The sequence below is a fragment of the Nocardia blacklockiae genome, assembly GCF_015477355.1.
GTDB lineage: Bacteria > Actinomycetota > Actinomycetes > Mycobacteriales > Mycobacteriaceae > Nocardia > Nocardia blacklockiae.
In genome coordinates, this window is the sequence record NZ_JADLRJ010000005.1 from 124233 (window position 1) to 139481 (window position 15249).

Below are 15249 nucleotides of genomic sequence, written 5' to 3' on the forward strand. Positions count from 1 at the left end.
CGTAGTACTTAGCGTCAGTCACGGAACGGGTCGCTGTGGCCAGTCACACAGCAGGCGGCCAGCAGTCTCCCCGTCATCCCGGCATGTTTTTGGCCGGGATCCGTCCACCCATGGATCCCGGCCAAAAGCGTGCCGGGATGACGGTGGTGTGGCCAATCCCGTCAGACCTTGCCGCGGCTCTCCTCACGCCCCTTCGTCAACCCCTGGATGACCAGCGCGTACAGCAGGATCACCAGGATCGGGGCGGCCAGCGGGACCCACGCCACGCTCACCGGGACCAGGGTCGCGGCGACCGCGACGGCGGTGAGCAGCAGCGCGCCCGCGACCGAGGGCAGCGTGGTCGGCACGACCCCGCTCGGCGCGTGCACGGTGGCGGTGTTGAGCAGGTAGGTGGTGGCGACGATGCCCGTGGCCGCCGCGACCAGGACACCGGTGTCGTCCCAGGCCAGCGCGCCCAGCGCCACGAACGTGGCCGCCACCGCGAAGACCCGGAACCGCCAGCCCAGCACCACCAGCGCGCCGGTGCCGAGCGCCGCCCACGGCAGCACGATCGCCACGGCCGCGGTCAGCAGCAGCCCGGACAGCACCGCGAGGAATCTGGTCATCGCTTCACCCGCACCAACCGGCGGTGCTCGGGCAGCAACCGCATCACCTGATCGAGTCGCGCGTCCTCCGGCCAGGCCACGATGTCGACCCCGACGGTACTCATGTCGCGATACATCGACGTCCGCTCCAATTGCCACATGCGCGCCAGCGTGGGATCGAGGTCCTCGTGGAACGGCGCGCCGCGCAGCACGTCCACCACCACGACCACGTGCCCGCGCTTGCGCAGATCGATCAGGGCCAGCGCGAACTGGGTGTCCAGCAGCGTCGAGAACGCCACCACGATCGCGCCCAGCGGCACCGCGGCGTGCGGGGCCAGCGTGCCCTGGGTCGGGATGTGCTCCTCGCCCACCTCGAGCACCGTGTCGACGATCCGATAGAACTGCCGCCGCCCGATGTCGGGCCGCAGCCAGCGCGGCACCTTCCCCAGACAGACCACCGCCGTGCGGTCACCGGCCTGCAGCGCCGACTGCGCCACCTGCGCCGCGCCGCGCACCGACAACTCCAGCGACTCCGAGGCCGGGCCGGGTGCCTGCTCCGAAGTGTCCACCAGCACAACGACATCCGCGGCCCGGTTGGTGAGCCGCTCGGTCACGTAGAGCCGACCGCGGCGCGCGCTCACCGGCCAGTTCACCGTGCGCAGTTGATCGCCCGGGGCGTAGGCGCGGATGTCGGCGTACTCGACGCCGGGTCCGTGTCGCCGGGTCAGGTGCGTGCCGATGCGTTCGGGATAGTCGGTGCGCGGCAACCGCATTCGCTGCGGATCGGCGATCGGGTACACGTACACCTCACCGGCCGGGAGCGTGACCGACGCCAATGCGAGCCCGGCCGGACTGAGCGCGGTGACCCGCGCCGTGACCGGATAGCGGCCCCAGCGCCCGGTCGACAGCGCGAGCCGCAGCCCCGCCGGAGCCGGACCGGAGTCGACGGCCTGTTCCACCCGCACCTCGAGGCCGTGCGCGTCCTCGGGGCGGCAGCGCAGCAGTGCGTGCCCGTCCTCGACGAAGGCGGCGATATCCATCACCACCTCCTCGGATTCGAAGCAGCGCAGCACACCCGACCCGTCCACCTGGATCTTGGTGCGCGACACCTGCCACGGCGCGGTGGCGAGCACACCCAGCATGGGCGCGGCGAACACGACCAGCTGCCAGCGGCCCAGCATGACCGCCAGCGCCAGCGCCGGTGCGGCGGCCGCGGCCAGCATGTACACCAGAGGCGCTGGCCGCCAGCGTAGTTCGGCTTCGGCGGCCGAGCTGGTATCGCGATGCCTCATGTGACCGTCGCGCGCGGGACCGGGAGGCGGCGCAGCAGTTCGGCGATGACGTCCTCGCCGCGGATGCGCCGCACCCACATCTCCGGCCGCAGCGTGATGCGATGTGCCATAGCCGGAATCGCCAGGGCCTTCACGTCTTCCGGGACCACGTAGTCGCGCGACATCAGCAGCGCGCGGGCGCGGGCCATCTGCACCAGGTCCAGTTCGGCGCGCGGGCTCGCGCCGACCTCCACCTGCGGATGGCTGCGGGTGGCGGCGGCCAGCGCCACCACGTACGTCACGACATCCGGGTGCACGGTGACGAATTCGACGGCCTGCCGCATCTCCAGCAGGCCTTGGGCGTCGACCACCTGGCCCACCTGCGGCGGCACCGCGCCGCGCTCGAGCCGGCGGCGGATCATCTGCGTCTCGTCCTGCTCGGACAGGTAACCCAGCCGCAGTTGCAGCGCGAACCGGTCCAGCTGCGCCTCGGGCAGCGGGTAGGTGCCTTCGTACTCGATCGGGTTGTCGGTGGCGAGCACGATGAAAGGCTGTGGCAGCGGGAAGGTTTCGCCGTCGATGCTGACCTGTCCCTCGGCCATCGCCTCCAGCAGCGCCGCCTGGGTCTTGGGCGGCGTCCGGTTGATCTCGTCGGCCAGCAGCATGTTGGTGAACACCGGGCCGCGCCGGAAATTGAAGCGGCCGGAGTTCATGTCGTAGATCGTGGAGCCGATCAGGTCCGCGGGCAACAGGTCCGGGGTGAACTGCACGCGGGTGAACTGCAAACCCAGTGCGGCGGCGAAGGATCGGGCGATGAGCGTCTTGCCCAGCCCGGGTAGGTCCTCGATCAGGATGTGGCCGCCGGACAGCACCGCGACCATGATCAGTTGTAGCTCTTCGCGTTTGCCCACCACGACGCGCGCGATCTCCCGCAACACCGCCTCGGTGCGCTTGACGGTCACGTCCATCGGCGTCGTCATACTTGAACTCATTCGTCTCGCACTCGTCTCGGAGCTTTCACATGGACTGCAGGCGGCGCAGGATCTCGTCCAGCGCCGCGCGCCCGGGGGCGCGGGTGTTGTGGTCGCGCGTAGCCGAATTCGCCGGGTCGACCCAGCGCCACAGTTCCGGGCCGAACAACAGCTGACCGGCGGCTTCGGTGGCGCGCCGGTTCTTGGCGATGCGGTGCCCGCTGGAGAGCTCGAACTCCTTGGCCAGCAGGGGCCGCAGGTATCGATCCCAGTCTGCGCGGGAACCGTCGGCGCGTTCGGCGAGCATCTGGGCGCGAGCTCGCCAGCGGCGCAACATCTCCGCGGGGCCGTTGTCGATCTCGTCGTCGGCCGGGCCCTCGAGCGCGGGGGTGCGCGACCGTTCGGCCAGCGACCGCACCAGCAGGCCCAGGGCGATCAGCACCGGCACGCCCGCCAGCAGCGGCAGCGCCTCGCGCTGGTCGCCGAGCGCGATCGCCTCGACGGCCACGATCACCACGATGGCGGTTCCGGTGATCACCCGGCGCCGCGCCTTGACCGGGGCGGGCACGTTCATAATCGTTCTCCCTGCAAATCGTTCAGCACGATCCGCAACAGCTGTTCGGCTCGCATGCGCTGCCATTCCAGCATCGCGTGCGGGCTGAAGCGAGCCTCCTCGAACAGCGCCACCAGTTCCCGGGCGGAGGCGTCGTGCAGGGCGCCGCGTTCGAAGGCGCGCGCCAGCACCTCCGAGGGGGTGTCGGAGATCAGTGGCGCGACCTCGCGGGCCTTGGCCAGGCCACTTTCCATGGCGACGTAGCAGGCGATGATCGCGGTGCGGGCGTCGCGGCCCGAGGCGATCATGGCGGCCAGGCCCATCTCCGCGACGTCGGCCAGCGAGACCGCGGGCTCGGCGGCCACCGGCTCGGCCGCGACGGCCTGCGGGACCGGGCGGCGGCGGGTGCCGACGGCGACCACCACCAGGCCGACGATCGCGGTCCCGACCAGCGCGGCCGCGCCGGCCCCGACGAACACCAGGGCCCGGCCGCTGAGTTGCGGTGTGCCGGAGAAGGGTTGGGGCGTCGGCGGCGGCGTCTCGACGATCGCGGTCGGGGTGGAGCGGGCGGGCGGCGGCTGCGGCTGCACCTCGGTGTCTGCGCCGCCGGTGAGCAGGTACACCAGCCACGCGAGGGCCGCGAAGACGGCGAGCACGGCCAGGCCGACCACGATCAGCAGTCCGACGCGGCGCAGCTGCCAGGGTGCGCGTTCGGCGTCGCGGTCGTCGTCGGGCATGGCCAGCGGCAGGCGGTGCTGACTGGTGATCACGCCGGCCAGCAGGATGACCACCGATACCAGGCACAGCACCGGCATCAGCGCGATCGCGACCGCCGACGGCGGTGACACCGCGTGCGGGCCATCGGTGCCCGGGAGGTATCCGCGCAGCGCGAGCACGGTCAGCGCCAGCAGCGCGACCAGCCCGATCGCGCGCGGCATCGCCGATCCCACCACGCCCACGGGCCTCTCCCAGAACCTCGGTACTGCACAAACAGCCACATCGTTACATGCCGAATGGTCCGTCAGGACGGAAATGGCGACACCCGGGGTAACGGAATTCCGTTCGTCCCAGTCGCGGGAGGTCGGATAGGGGAAACCTTGTGAGAATCCACGATTCTTCCGTCCGGCAATTTATCTGCGACACAACGGTTTATGAAGGGACACTGTTTAAAATACAAGCCGCGCGGCGGACGGCAACTCGCCCAGCCGGCTGGCGGTCCGGGCCAGATCCGGGACGCGCGCGACGTCGCGGACGAGGTCGGGCAGGGGTGCGGCGGCGTGCACGGTGAGCGGGGAGTCGGCGTCGTAGAGGATGTCGACCAGGTTGACGAAGCGGGTGACGTGGTCGGTCGGGACCGTGCGCAGTATCGGGACGTTGTGGAGCGTCCAGTGGTGGTAACGCGTGGTGAGTTCGAGATAGTCGGCGGCCGAGAGCGGGGTGCCGCACAGCTCATCGAAATTCGCTGCAAGGCAGTTGTTTCCGGCAACACGGGCGCGAATTTGCCGGTGCGCTATCCGTACGGACACGTCGCCGGGCGAAGAGGCGGCCAGGTCTGCGGGCAACACGGCGCGGTGCGGCGCGCCCTCGGAGAACGCCACATCGGATGACTCGGCGTCGACGAGATAGCGTCCCGAAGCGAAGCCGGTCCGCCGCGCACCCGACTCCCGGTAGTCGCGCGGCCCGTCGAGAACCAGCACGTCCAAGTGCGCGTGAATACGCTCGATCGTCGGCAGGAACCGTTCGTGGAACAGCGGATTCGGCAGCAGCTCGTCCGGTGCGTAGTTCGAGGTCACCACGAGCACGACGCCCCGCGCGAACAACGCGTCGAGCAGCCGCGCGATGAGCATGGCATCCCCGATGTCGTGCACATGGAACTCGTCGAAGCACACCAACTCGGCATCCCCGAGCACCGCGTCCACCGCCCGCCCGATCGTCCCCAGTTCCGCCACAGCACTGTGCAACCGCGCGAAGAACCCATGAAAGTGGAAGCGCCGCTTGCGATTCGACCGCACCTCGGCGAAGAACCGATCCATCAACATGGTCTTGCCCCGCCCGGGACGGCCGTAGAGGTACACGCCCCGAGGACGCCGCCACCGCCGCCCGAGCCGGGGTATCACCGCTGCCAGACATGCCGCCGCGTTCCGCTGCCCAGCGTCCAGCACGAGTTCGCCGTCCACACCCCTCACCATCCTCTATACATGCAGAGCCCATCTACACTTGTAGAGGATCAAGGCACGAAGTGGCCCCGAAGGTGACAACATCCACACCCCACAGGCCCCGGGCACGAAGGACTCCACATCGCCCCCAGGTCGGCAACAGACTGAAACGGCCCGGCCCCCAACCGGGAGCCGGGCCGCTACAACCCCGAACTACGCCTGATCGAACCGACCATCCACTGCGCGACCCACAAAGGCATTCCACTCATCGGGAGTGAATACCAGCGCCGGACCATAGGGGTTCTTCGAATCACGCACGCCAACAGCGCCCTTGGGCAACCAGGCCACCTCGACGCACTCGGTCTGACCACCGCTGTGACTGCTCTTGAACCAGGACGCCCCGGATAGGTCGAACTTCACGCCTCATACTCCCTTGCAACCCGCCTGAGCAGGTCTCGTGACTTCACTTCATCGAGCGACGCACTCCGTATGGCCGAAGCAAGTTCATGGTAGCGCCGGACACTGTCGGCATCCTCTAGATACAGATCCGGCTTCCCGTGACCCTCGAAGTAGACCAGGGGCGGCTCGATCATTCCTCCCCTGGCGTCGGCCCCAAAATCCAATATCGTGAACGGCCCCGGCAACAGTCCCCACTGACAGCCAGCACTGTACGGGTGGATACGAATGCTGATGTTCGGCTGTTTCCCGATCTCCGCGAGGTGCCTGCACTGCTTCGCCATTACGGCATGACTACCGATAACTCGATGTAGCGCCGATTCATGAAGCAGCACATCAAGTTTCACCGGTTCGAACTTGCGCGTGACGATCGCCTGACGCTTCATCCTTAGTCGTATCCGGCGGTCGAGGTCCTCTGGGCTGTCATCACGATAGAACGAGCCGATCAAGGCGCGTGCATAGTCCGCAGTCTGCAACAGTCCTGGAATTATCTCGTTGTATGAAATCAACTGGCGAGCAGCCGCTTCCAGACCGAGATACATGTTGAAAGTGGCATCGCCGTATAGGCCTCCAAAGGCAGTGTGCCAGCTTTTGACCTGCGCTTGCTTGGCAAGTTCGATCACCCGCTCGGTGTCGGCATCAGGAACCTCGTAAACCTCGCACAAGGCCTTGACCTCACGGATCTTGACCTTCACCACCTGCGCGGTCTCGATGCGGTGTAGCCCGCTCTTGCTCACTTCGGCCAACCTCGCCGCTTGGTCGAGCGACATGCCCTTCGCCTCGCGGGCCTCACGGAGGAAACGCCCCAGCTGACGCCGAGGCAGGGTCGATGAGGATTCTTCACTGATCACGGTCGCTGTACCCCCTGCATTTCCGGAACGGTCGGAGACTCGAATGTGGAACGCGCTGAACGCCTCTCCGGGATCCGTGCTGGGACTTTGGAACGACTTTGTTTGGAATTCCCGGATTCGCGCTGGTCATCGTATAGCTCGTGATGTGCTGACGCACATCATTCGGCTGATATCGAAAGTTCTCCACACCGAGTCAAGGGAGAGACCGTGCCGCACGAAAAAATCACGGAACCAATGTCCACCACTGTGGACGGTGACCCGCTCCTCAGCACACCGCGCATTACCGAGGACGCACCGGACTTGCCGACTCTCCACCAGGTCCTCGACGCCTTGGCGAGATTGGCACTGCCGACGTTTCCCGACCCTGGCAGCGAGGGGTGAGGTGCGTTGGATGCGTGGCAGATAACGCAAAGCATCCTCGCCATCGTCGGCGTCGGGGCCTTCGCGGCGCTCGGGCTGGGCTGCGTCTGGCCGATCAGCAAACCGCGGCCCCCGGACCACACGCGGAATACCGAAATCCTCACCCGCCCAAGCTCTTTCGAATGGCCGAAGGCATGGACATGCGGCCACCCGACCGAACCTCTCTCACTCCCCGACGCTCACGAAGCCATGCGCCTACACCGCGACCACACCTGCCCCCGCAAACGCGCCGCCTTCCGCACATTGGTCACAGCCGGACGCATGAGCCCGGATTCCACCCGCCCCCAACAACTCTGGAAAGACCAATGACAACTTCCCCCATCCCCCTCCACATCCACCGACTCATCACCCGAGCCACCCACGCCGGCTACTGCCTGACCCGCACCCCCACCCCACCCCACACCTGGACCCTCCTCGACGCCGAAGACGGCGAACCCCTCTTCACCTCCCCCCACCTCGACCAAATCCGCCAGTGGCTCGATACGTAGCCGGTCAGTGGTTGCTGGCCAGGACTGCCGCGAGGCCTTGTTGTAGGTCCTCGACGAAGAACTGCGGGGCCTCGAGGGAGGGGAAATGGCCGCCGGATTCGGGGGTGCTCCAGTGGACGATGTCGAGGTATCGGTGTTGAGCCCATGGGCGAGGACACTTTTCGACGTCGTGGGGGTACATGGTGAGGGCGGAGGGGACTTCGACTCGGAGGTCGGGGTCGAGGGAGTTGTGGCTTTCGTAGTAGAGGCGGGCCGCTGAGGCGCCGGTGCGGGTGAGCCAATAGAGGGTTACGTCGTCGAGGATGCGGTCTTTGGAGATTGTTTCGAATGGGGTGTCTTCGGTGTCGCTCCACTCGGCGAACTTGTCGAGGATCCAGGCGAGTAGGCCGATCGGGGAGTCGACGAGGGCGTAGCCGATGGTTTGGGGGCGGGTGGCCTGCTGTTTCGCGTAGGCCGCTCGGTGGCGCCAGAAATGGCGGGTTTCCTCGATCCATTCCAGCTCGGCGGCGGTCAGTCCGTCCGTCGACAATCCGGGCGGCGCTTCCGCGAACGTGGTGTGGATGCCGAGAACGTGCGACGGGAATCTGCCGCCGAGGACCGTGGTGATATTGCCGCCCCAGTCGCCGCCGTGGGCGACGAACTTGCGATACCCGAGCCGTCCCATCAGTTCCACCCAGGTGGCCGCGATCTTTTCGGTTCCCCACCCGGTGGTGGCCGGTTTGTCGCTGTAACCGAAACCCGGCAGCGACGGCACCACGACGTGGAACGCCGGGGCGGCTGCGTCTTTCGGATCTGCCAGCTCGTCCATTACGTCGATGAACCGGACGATGCTGTCCGGCCAGCCGTGCGTGAGGATCAGCGGAACGGCGTCCGCGCGGGTGGATCGGCGGTGCAGGAAGTGGATGCCCAATCCGTCGATGGTCGTACGGAATTGGCCGATTCGGTTGAGGCGCTCCTCGAAGGACCGCCAGTTGTATTCGGTCCGCCAGTAATTCACGACGTCGACCAGATCGGCGAGGGGAACGCCCTGGTCCCACCGGCGCGGGTCGGGCGCGGCGCGGTAGACCGTCTCCGCCTCCGGGAGCCGCGCCGAAGCCAATCGGGCGCGTAAATCGTCGAGGTCGGCGTCGGATGCGTGGGCTTCGAATGCGCGCACGTCGCTGGTCGAGGGGGCCATGGGAACTCCTGATCTATTGCGAACCGGCTAAGACGGTTCTAACACGTCGCCCCGACAGCCCGCAACCAGCTAAGGTGGTTCCATGCCTGCTGAGTTCCCCGACTTCCGCCTCGGCAGCGTGCTGGCGACCAGCTTCACTGCGACGCTGACGGAGCGCCGCGGCGACGCCGTGGAACGCATCCCCACGCCGCAGCGACTCGTCGACTGGCTGGCGGTGAGCGGCCTGACCGTCGCGTCCTGCACCGCCGCGCAACTCGAACGCGCCCGGGAATTGCGGGAAGCGATTCACGCCGCCGCGACAGCGGCCGCAATTCAGGACCCTCTCCCCGCGGCCGCTGTCCGCGTCATCAACGAATGCAGTACGAAGGGCCGAGCCGCGGCCGTCCTGACTCCCGAGGGCACCCGACAATGGCGTCTCAGCTCGCCTTCCCGCGTAGAAGACGCCCTGGGCGTGATCGCCGCCGACGCGATCGCCATCCTCGCGGGCGAACGCGACGGACGATTGGCCCTGTGCGCCTCGCCGACCTGCCGAGCCGCCTTCTTCGACACCAGCCAGAGCCGCACCCGCAAATGGTGTGACATGAACACGTGCGGAAACCGCCAGAAGAAGGCCCGCTTCAACGCCACCCACCGCAAGAACGCGGTCGGCTGACCACGCTCAGGATTCGGGGAGCACGGGAATCGCCGACTCGCGATGAATTCCGGACGCCCGGGCAGTCTGTTCTGCCATGGGCACTTTGACGTACGGGATGAATATCTCGGTGGACGGGTACATCGTCGACGGGAAGGGCGAGTTGCCCTGGGTCGGTCCGGACGAGGAGGTGCATCAGTTCTGGAACGACCGGGTCCGCGACACCGCGGTGTCGCTGTACGGGCGCAAGTTGTACGAGCTGATGTCGGCGTTCTGGCCGACGGCCGAGCAGGATCCGGAGATCGGGCCCGTGGAGGCGGAGTTCGCGCGATTGTGGTGCGCGATGCCGAAAGTGGTTTTCTCGCGGACGCTTTCGTCGGTCGACTGGAACTCGCGGCTGGAGCGGGGCGATGTGGTCGAGGTCGCGCGGAAACTGAAGGCCGAGACCGACGGCCTGCTGGACGTGGCCGGTGCGACGCTGGCCGCACCCCTGGTCCAGGCCGGGCTGATAGACGAATTCCTGGTAATGGTCACTCCGGTCGCGGTCGGGGGCGGCACTCCGTTCTTCCCCACGCTGGAGAAGTGGGTGCGGCTGAAACTGGTGGAGAACCGCACCTTCGCCACGACGGGTCAGGTGCTGCTCCGGTTCGAAGCCGTGCGCGACCACGAGACGACTCGCGAGCCCGCTCCGTAAAACCCTTTGACGCCCGCGACGACCGTTGCTACTTTTCCTGGGACCGTGCGAGAGAACGAGGAGGTGGTACCCGTGAACGTTTCGACATGGGTGCTCCCCTCAGGGGTCACGGTCGGGCGATAGGTCGTCGTCCGGGAGCGCCGTTCAACAGCACTCCCGAAAGGCACGACTGTGCGATTCATTACCGAACAACGCCTCGACGACGGCGTCCTCGAACGCGAATTCACCCTCGGCGAGATTCCCGGCACCCTGTGGACGCCCGAATCCGCCGAGCCGACACCGCTGATCCTCATGGGCCAACCCGGCGGCCCGGCCAAGATGTCTCCCCGGCTGCGGGCACGGGCGCGGTACGCCGCGGCGGAGGGCTTCGCCTCGGCGACCATCGACCTCCCGGGAAGCGGTGACCGGCCGCGGTCCGCCGCCGCCGAACAGGCCCGCGCCGACCTGGTCCGGGCGGTCGAGGCCGGCGGGCCGGTCGACGACGAGATCGTCGAACGGCTGGTCCTACCGCTGGTCGACAAGGCCGTCCCGGAATGGCAAACCACTCTGGACGCCCTCCTGACATTGCCCGAAATAAAAGGCCCCGTGGGGTATTCGGGCGGGGTGATCGCCATCGGCATCCGGCTGGCGGCGGTCGACCCCCGCATCGCGGCCGCCGTGCTCTTCGCCGGAAGTTACGTGCCCCGCAGCATGTTCGACGAGGCCAGGCGAATCACCATCCCGTTGCACGTCCTACTGCAATGGGACGACGAAGGAAACGACCGCCAACTGGCCCTGGACCTGTTCGACGCCTTCGGCTCCCAGGAGAAGACGCTGAACGCCAATATGGGCGGCCACACCGGCGTCCCGCAATCCGCGGGCGACGCCGCGAACAATTTCTTCGTCCGGCACCTGAAGTAGACCCGACCGCGGCGGCACCGCCCCACAGGCGGTGCCGCCCGGCCGGGCGGGTCCTTGCGTTCCCACCGCGCGTGCGACACGCTTGAAAAGCCTGCCCCACAAGCCATTTCAAGGTCACGACCGCTCTCGACGGGAGCAGCAGATGAGGATCTTGCGCGACACTTCTGTCCTGGCGGCACACCTCCGCGCTGTCGCCCGCACGCGATGGTTCGCACTGACCGGCATCTCCGTCCTGGCGGCGGCGTTCGCGTTGTTGCCGACGACACCCGCCGCGGCCGCAACCCAGTACACGTTCTTCCACTTCAACATGGCCGGGAATATGAACCACGGTGGCCACAGCGATTTCATCGTCCCGGCCGTGCGTGACTCGATCACGAACAACTGGCCGACGGCGGTGTCACTCAACGAGGTATGCGAGAACCAATTCGCCGAAATCTATTGGGACATCAACGCGCGGGGCGGCAACTACACCGGGCACTTCTCGGAGATCCTGCCCGCGCCCCAGACGCTGCCGAACGGTCACAAGGACGACTGGTGCGACGGGCATCGTTACGGCCTCGCACTGTTCATTCGTGGCACCGACCTCAGGTTCGACGAATCCAAGCTGAACCCGATCGTCGACCGCGGCAAAAGTGATCAGCTACGCAACGAACAGCGCTGGGTCATCTGCGGTACCGCGCGCGGCGATTCCGCACCCCGGCTCGAAGTGTGCTCCGCGCACCTGTTCGGGGGCGACCTGAAGTTCGTACAGATGGATCAGATCGCCGACGAACATCTTTTCCCCGCGGTCCGACGCGGCGCAGCCGTCGCATTCATGGGCGACACCTACCTCGACGCCGACGCGATGGTCCAGCACACCGGCGGGCTCTTCGAACACACCGTGCGCGGAAACACGTTCCCGAACCCCGATTGCCACACCACCCAGTGGACGAGGTGGTCCCGCAAGGACATCGCCGCGCACTGCCCGGGAAAACCGACGCGACAGAACGACCATGTGATGGTGTCCGTCAACCGCGCCCGTGACATCGGCGGCGCGATCACCCACAGCGACTGGAGCGATCACATCCCCGTACGCGGCCACGCCACGTTCGACTGATGCCGACCGCGTAGTCGACCGGAAATCAGAACGCTATTCGTAGGCGTTCGACGGCGCGGGGCGGGTTGGTACCTGGGTGATACGCGCGTCGGTCGCGATGCCGATCTGCCCGAGCGTCAAGGGGTTCATGCAGTCCCGGCGCGGTGAGGTGAAGATCGGGTCGCGGGACGGGTCGGTGTAGCCGGTGACCGATTTGTAGTACGGCCCGAGCGGTTGCCCGGCGGAGACGCTGATGCCGAAACAGTCGACTTCCAGGATGTAGGTGCCGTCGCCGCCGCAATGGGCCGAGGCGCCGCTCCACCACCGGTCCAGCGTGCAATCCTGCGGCTCGGCCGCGGCGGGGCCCGCCGCGAGGGCGGACATGGTCGCCGCGCCCGCGAGGAGCGCCGCCGTGCCGAGGGTTCGCCACCTCATGATTGCCATCCGGGTCTCCGCATCTGTGGCCGAAACGAGCTGTGGGCGACCCACCCTACCGTTCGGAAGCGATTTCAGGCGGCGGTCAGCACCAATCCCGAAGTCGGCACGCCCGTTCCGGCGGTGACGGCGATGTTCCGCAATCCCTCCACCTGATTCACCGAGGTGCCGCGAATTTGGCGGACGCCCTCGGCGATGCCGTTCATGCCGTGGATATAGGCCTCGCCGAGCTGACCGCCGTGCGTATTCAGCGGCAGGCGGCCGCCGATTTCGACGGCCCCGTCGGCGATGAAGTCCTTGGCCTCGCCGCGGGCGCAGAAGCCGAGTTCCTCGAGCTGCATGAGCACGAACGGGGTGAAGTGGTCGTAGAGGATGGCGGCCTGCATGTCGTCGGGGCGCAGGCCGCTCTGGGACCAGAGCTGGTCGCCGACCAGGCCCATTTCGGGCAGGCCCGTCATGGCGTCGCGGTAGTAGCTGGTCATGACGTACTGGTCCGCGCCGGAACCCTGTGCGGCAGCGGCGATCACGGCCGCGGGCTGCGGCAGGTCGCGGGCCCGCTCGACGCTGGTGACGACGATCGCCACGCCGCCGTCGGTCTCCTGGCAGCAGTCCAGCAGGTGCAGCGGCTCGGCGATCCAGCGCGAATTCTGGTGCTCCTCCAGGGTGATCGGCTTGCCGTAGAAATGCGCCGCCGGATTCACCGCGGCGTGCTTGCGGTCGGCCACCGCGATCGCGCCGAAATCCGCACTGGTAGCACCGTATACGTGCATGTACCGCCGGGCGACCATGGCGACCTGCGCGGCCGGGGTGCCCAGGCCCTGCGGGTACGCCCACGCGGCGTCGACACCGGAAGACGTTGCGGCCGAGGCCAAGTGCGTGGCGAACTGACCGAAGCGATGCCCCGAGCGCTCGTTGAAGGCGCGGTAGGCGACCACCACGTCGGCGACCCCGGTCGCGACGGCCATGGCCGCCTGCTGCACCGTCGCGCACGCCGCGCCGCCCCCGAACGGGATGTTGCTGAAGAACTTCAGGCTCGGGATGCCCGCCGCCCGGGCCACCGCGGCCTGGGTGTTGGTGTCCATGGTGAAGGTGGTCAGCCCGTCCACGTCCGCCGGCTTCAGACCGGCGTCGTGCAGCGCGGCCGTGACCGCCTCCGCCGCCAGCCGCAGCTCGCTGCGCCCGGACTCCTTGGAGAAGTCGGTGGCGCCGATGCCGACGATCGCGGCCTTCCCGCTGAGTGAGTTGCTCACGCCGTCTCCTGCACTGCGATAACGGCTTTCGCCGTGATGTGATCGCCGAGGCTGTCCCGGCCGACCACGTCGATGTGGATCTCGTCGCCCTCGACCGCGGTCACGGTGCCGGTCAGGGTGAGGGTGTCGCCGGCGTAGAGCGGCACGCCCAGCCGCAGCGCGAGCGACTTCACGATCGCCCCGGGCCCGGCCCAGTCGGTCACGAACCGCTGCACCAGCCCGGTGTCGGTGAGTATGTTGACGAAGATGTCCTTCGAGCCGCGCTCGACGGCCTTGTCCCGGTCGTGGTGCACGTCCTGGAAGTCCCTGGTGGCCAGGGCCGTGCTGATCACGAAGGTGGGATCGGCGTGAACGGCCAACTCGGGCAGGGTGGTTCCGACCCGCACCGCACCCGGCTCCACTGTCGCGGTCATGCGCTCACCTTCCAGTACGGCACGGTGTTGTCGTCGTCGAGCTGTTCGAACGCCACCTCGACCGGCTGTCCGATCCGCACCTCGTCGGGCGCCACGCCGCGCAGCTCACCGAGCACCCGCACGCCTTCCTCGAGTTCGACCAGCGCCACCACGTAGGGCAGTTGCCGCCCAGGCACTTTCGGCGCGTGGTGCACGACGTAGCTGAAAACGGTCCCGCGCCCCGACGCCACCACGTAGTCCGGCGGCGCGTCCTTGTCCGCCCACAGCGCGGGCACCGGCGGATGCCGCAGCGTGCCGTCTGGCAGCCGCTGAATCCGCAGTTCACCCGCTTTCGCTCCCGCCCAGAAGAATTCGGTGTCCTGGGAGATGGTCGGCCGCGCCCGCTTGCTCGGATCGTTCTGCGGCGGAGCCGGTTTCGCCGTGCCCGGCGCGAACTTCAACATCCGGAACGCCATCTCGGTGACCGCTTCGTCGCCGACGTACCAGGTCAGGATGTAGGTCGCGAACCAGCCCTCGCCGAGCGCGGTGCGCTTGGGCCCCACCAGATCTCGCAGCCGCGTGCGGGCCTCGACCCGCTCGCCGACCGTCAGATACCGGTGGTAGGTCTGCTCGCAGTTGGTCGCCACCACCGACGTGTAGCCCGCGGCGTCGAGCAGGTCGTTGACCGCGTTCATCGGATCGTCGGCGGGACGCGCGCCGTGCAGCCCGGGCATCGTCCACACCTGCGCCATGGCGGGCGGTGCGACGATGCCGGGATGACCGGCGGCCTTGGCGGCTTCCTCGTCGACGTAGATCGGGTTGGCGTCGCCGATCGCCTCCACCCAGTTGTTGATCATGGGCTGGTTGACCGGATCGCGCGCCACCCGCGGCGCGCACTCCCCCGCCCGCATGATCCGTTCCCCGGCGGCGACGATCTCGTCCGCT

The 15249-nt window shown here is 67.7% G+C and carries 18 protein-coding genes; 5 read left to right on the top strand and 13 right to left on the bottom strand.

The features are described 5' to 3' along the window. Window positions 1-161 precede the first annotated feature (161 nt). From IU476_RS16805 to IU476_RS16840, 8 genes are all read right to left on the bottom strand, one after another. Window positions 162-605 (bottom strand): hypothetical protein, encoded by a 444-nt coding sequence (locus tag IU476_RS16805; protein ID WP_195101210.1) that lies wholly within the window; start codon window positions 603-605, stop codon window positions 162-164. Then, the gene (locus IU476_RS16810; RefSeq protein WP_195101211.1) at window positions 602-1876 is read right to left on the bottom strand and encodes a DUF58 domain-containing protein; all 1275 of its coding nucleotides are present in this window, start codon (window positions 1874-1876) and stop codon (window positions 602-604) included. Before IU476_RS16810 ends, IU476_RS16805 begins: the two co-directional genes overlap by 4 nt. Then, on the bottom strand, window positions 1873-2835 hold the full coding sequence (locus tag IU476_RS16815; RefSeq protein ID WP_195101213.1) for an AAA family ATPase: 963 nt from the start codon (window positions 2833-2835) through the stop codon (window positions 1873-1875). The genes IU476_RS16810 and IU476_RS16815 overlap by 4 nt, the downstream gene beginning before the upstream one ends. Window positions 2836-2872: 37 nt before the next feature. Next, window positions 2873-3400: a hypothetical protein gene (locus IU476_RS16820; RefSeq protein WP_195101216.1), complete on the bottom strand. Its 528-nt coding sequence runs from the start codon at window positions 3398-3400 to the stop codon at window positions 2873-2875. After that, window positions 3397-4338 (bottom strand): DUF4129 domain-containing protein, encoded by a 942-nt coding sequence (locus IU476_RS16825; protein ID WP_324194094.1) that lies wholly within the window; start codon window positions 4336-4338, stop codon window positions 3397-3399. Before IU476_RS16825 ends, IU476_RS16820 begins: the two co-directional genes overlap by 4 nt. A 207-nt stretch (window positions 4339-4545) precedes the next feature. Further along, window positions 4546-5556: a cell division protein ZapE gene (zapE, locus tag IU476_RS16830; RefSeq protein ID WP_324194095.1), complete on the bottom strand. Its 1011-nt coding sequence runs from the start codon at window positions 5554-5556 to the stop codon at window positions 4546-4548. Window positions 5557-5748: 192 nt separating this feature from the next. Beyond that, window positions 5749-5955 carry a DUF397 domain-containing protein gene (locus tag IU476_RS16835; RefSeq protein ID WP_195101220.1) on the bottom strand — a complete coding sequence of 69 codons (207 nt, stop codon included), beginning with the start codon at window positions 5953-5955 and terminating at the stop codon, window positions 5749-5751. Continuing rightward, window positions 5952-6842: a helix-turn-helix domain-containing protein gene (locus IU476_RS16840; RefSeq protein ID WP_195101222.1), complete on the bottom strand. Its 891-nt coding sequence runs from the start codon at window positions 6840-6842 to the stop codon at window positions 5952-5954. Before IU476_RS16840 ends, IU476_RS16835 begins: the two co-directional genes overlap by 4 nt. A 725-nt stretch (window positions 6843-7567) precedes the next feature. Here IU476_RS16840 and IU476_RS16845 point away from each other — a divergent pair. Next, complete coding sequence (locus tag IU476_RS16845) at window positions 7568-7750, top strand: hypothetical protein (protein ID WP_195101224.1); 183 nt, start codon at window positions 7568-7570, stop codon at window positions 7748-7750. Window positions 7751-7754: 4 nt separating this feature from the next. On the opposite strand, the gene IU476_RS16850 is transcribed toward IU476_RS16845, so the two are convergent. Next, window positions 7755-8927: an epoxide hydrolase family protein gene (locus IU476_RS16850; protein WP_195101226.1), complete on the bottom strand. Its 1173-nt coding sequence runs from the start codon at window positions 8925-8927 to the stop codon at window positions 7755-7757. An 82-nt stretch (window positions 8928-9009) separates the two neighbouring features. Between IU476_RS16850 and IU476_RS16855 the strand changes: the two genes are divergently transcribed. From IU476_RS16855 to IU476_RS16870, 4 genes are all read left to right on the top strand, one after another. Further along, on the top strand, window positions 9010-9579 hold the full coding sequence (locus IU476_RS16855; protein ID WP_195101228.1) for a CGNR zinc finger domain-containing protein: 570 nt from the start codon (window positions 9010-9012) through the stop codon (window positions 9577-9579). 76 nt (window positions 9580-9655) lie between these two features. After that, entirely contained in the window at window positions 9656-10252 is a 597-nt protein-coding gene (locus IU476_RS16860; RefSeq protein ID WP_195101230.1) for a dihydrofolate reductase family protein, read from the top strand. Window positions 10253-10423: 171 nt separating this feature from the next. Continuing rightward, complete coding sequence (locus IU476_RS16865; RefSeq protein ID WP_195101232.1) at window positions 10424-11152, top strand: dienelactone hydrolase family protein; 729 nt, start codon at window positions 10424-10426, stop codon at window positions 11150-11152. A gap of 31 nt (window positions 11153-11183) precedes the next feature. Continuing rightward, complete coding sequence (locus tag IU476_RS16870; RefSeq protein WP_195101235.1) at window positions 11184-12248, top strand: hypothetical protein; 1065 nt, start codon at window positions 11184-11186, stop codon at window positions 12246-12248. 33 nt (window positions 12249-12281) lie between these two features. On the opposite strand, the gene IU476_RS16875 is transcribed toward IU476_RS16870, so the two are convergent. From IU476_RS16875 to IU476_RS16890, 4 genes are all read right to left on the bottom strand, one after another. Beyond that, on the bottom strand, window positions 12282-12671 hold the full coding sequence (locus tag IU476_RS16875) for a hypothetical protein (protein ID WP_195101237.1): 390 nt from the start codon (window positions 12669-12671) through the stop codon (window positions 12282-12284). 65 nt (window positions 12672-12736) lie between these two features. Next, window positions 12737-13912 carry a lipid-transfer protein gene (locus IU476_RS16880; RefSeq protein ID WP_195101239.1) on the bottom strand — a complete coding sequence of 392 codons (1176 nt, stop codon included), beginning with the start codon at window positions 13910-13912 and terminating at the stop codon, window positions 12737-12739. Then, complete coding sequence (locus IU476_RS16885; protein ID WP_195101240.1) at window positions 13909-14325, bottom strand: MaoC family dehydratase; 417 nt, start codon at window positions 14323-14325, stop codon at window positions 13909-13911. The genes IU476_RS16880 and IU476_RS16885 overlap by 4 nt, the downstream gene beginning before the upstream one ends. After that, window positions 14322-15215 (bottom strand): bifunctional MaoC family dehydratase N-terminal/OB-fold nucleic acid binding domain-containing protein, encoded by an 894-nt coding sequence (locus IU476_RS16890; RefSeq protein WP_195101964.1) that lies wholly within the window; start codon window positions 15213-15215, stop codon window positions 14322-14324. The genes IU476_RS16885 and IU476_RS16890 overlap by 4 nt, the downstream gene beginning before the upstream one ends. Window positions 15216-15249: the final 34 nt, after the last annotated feature.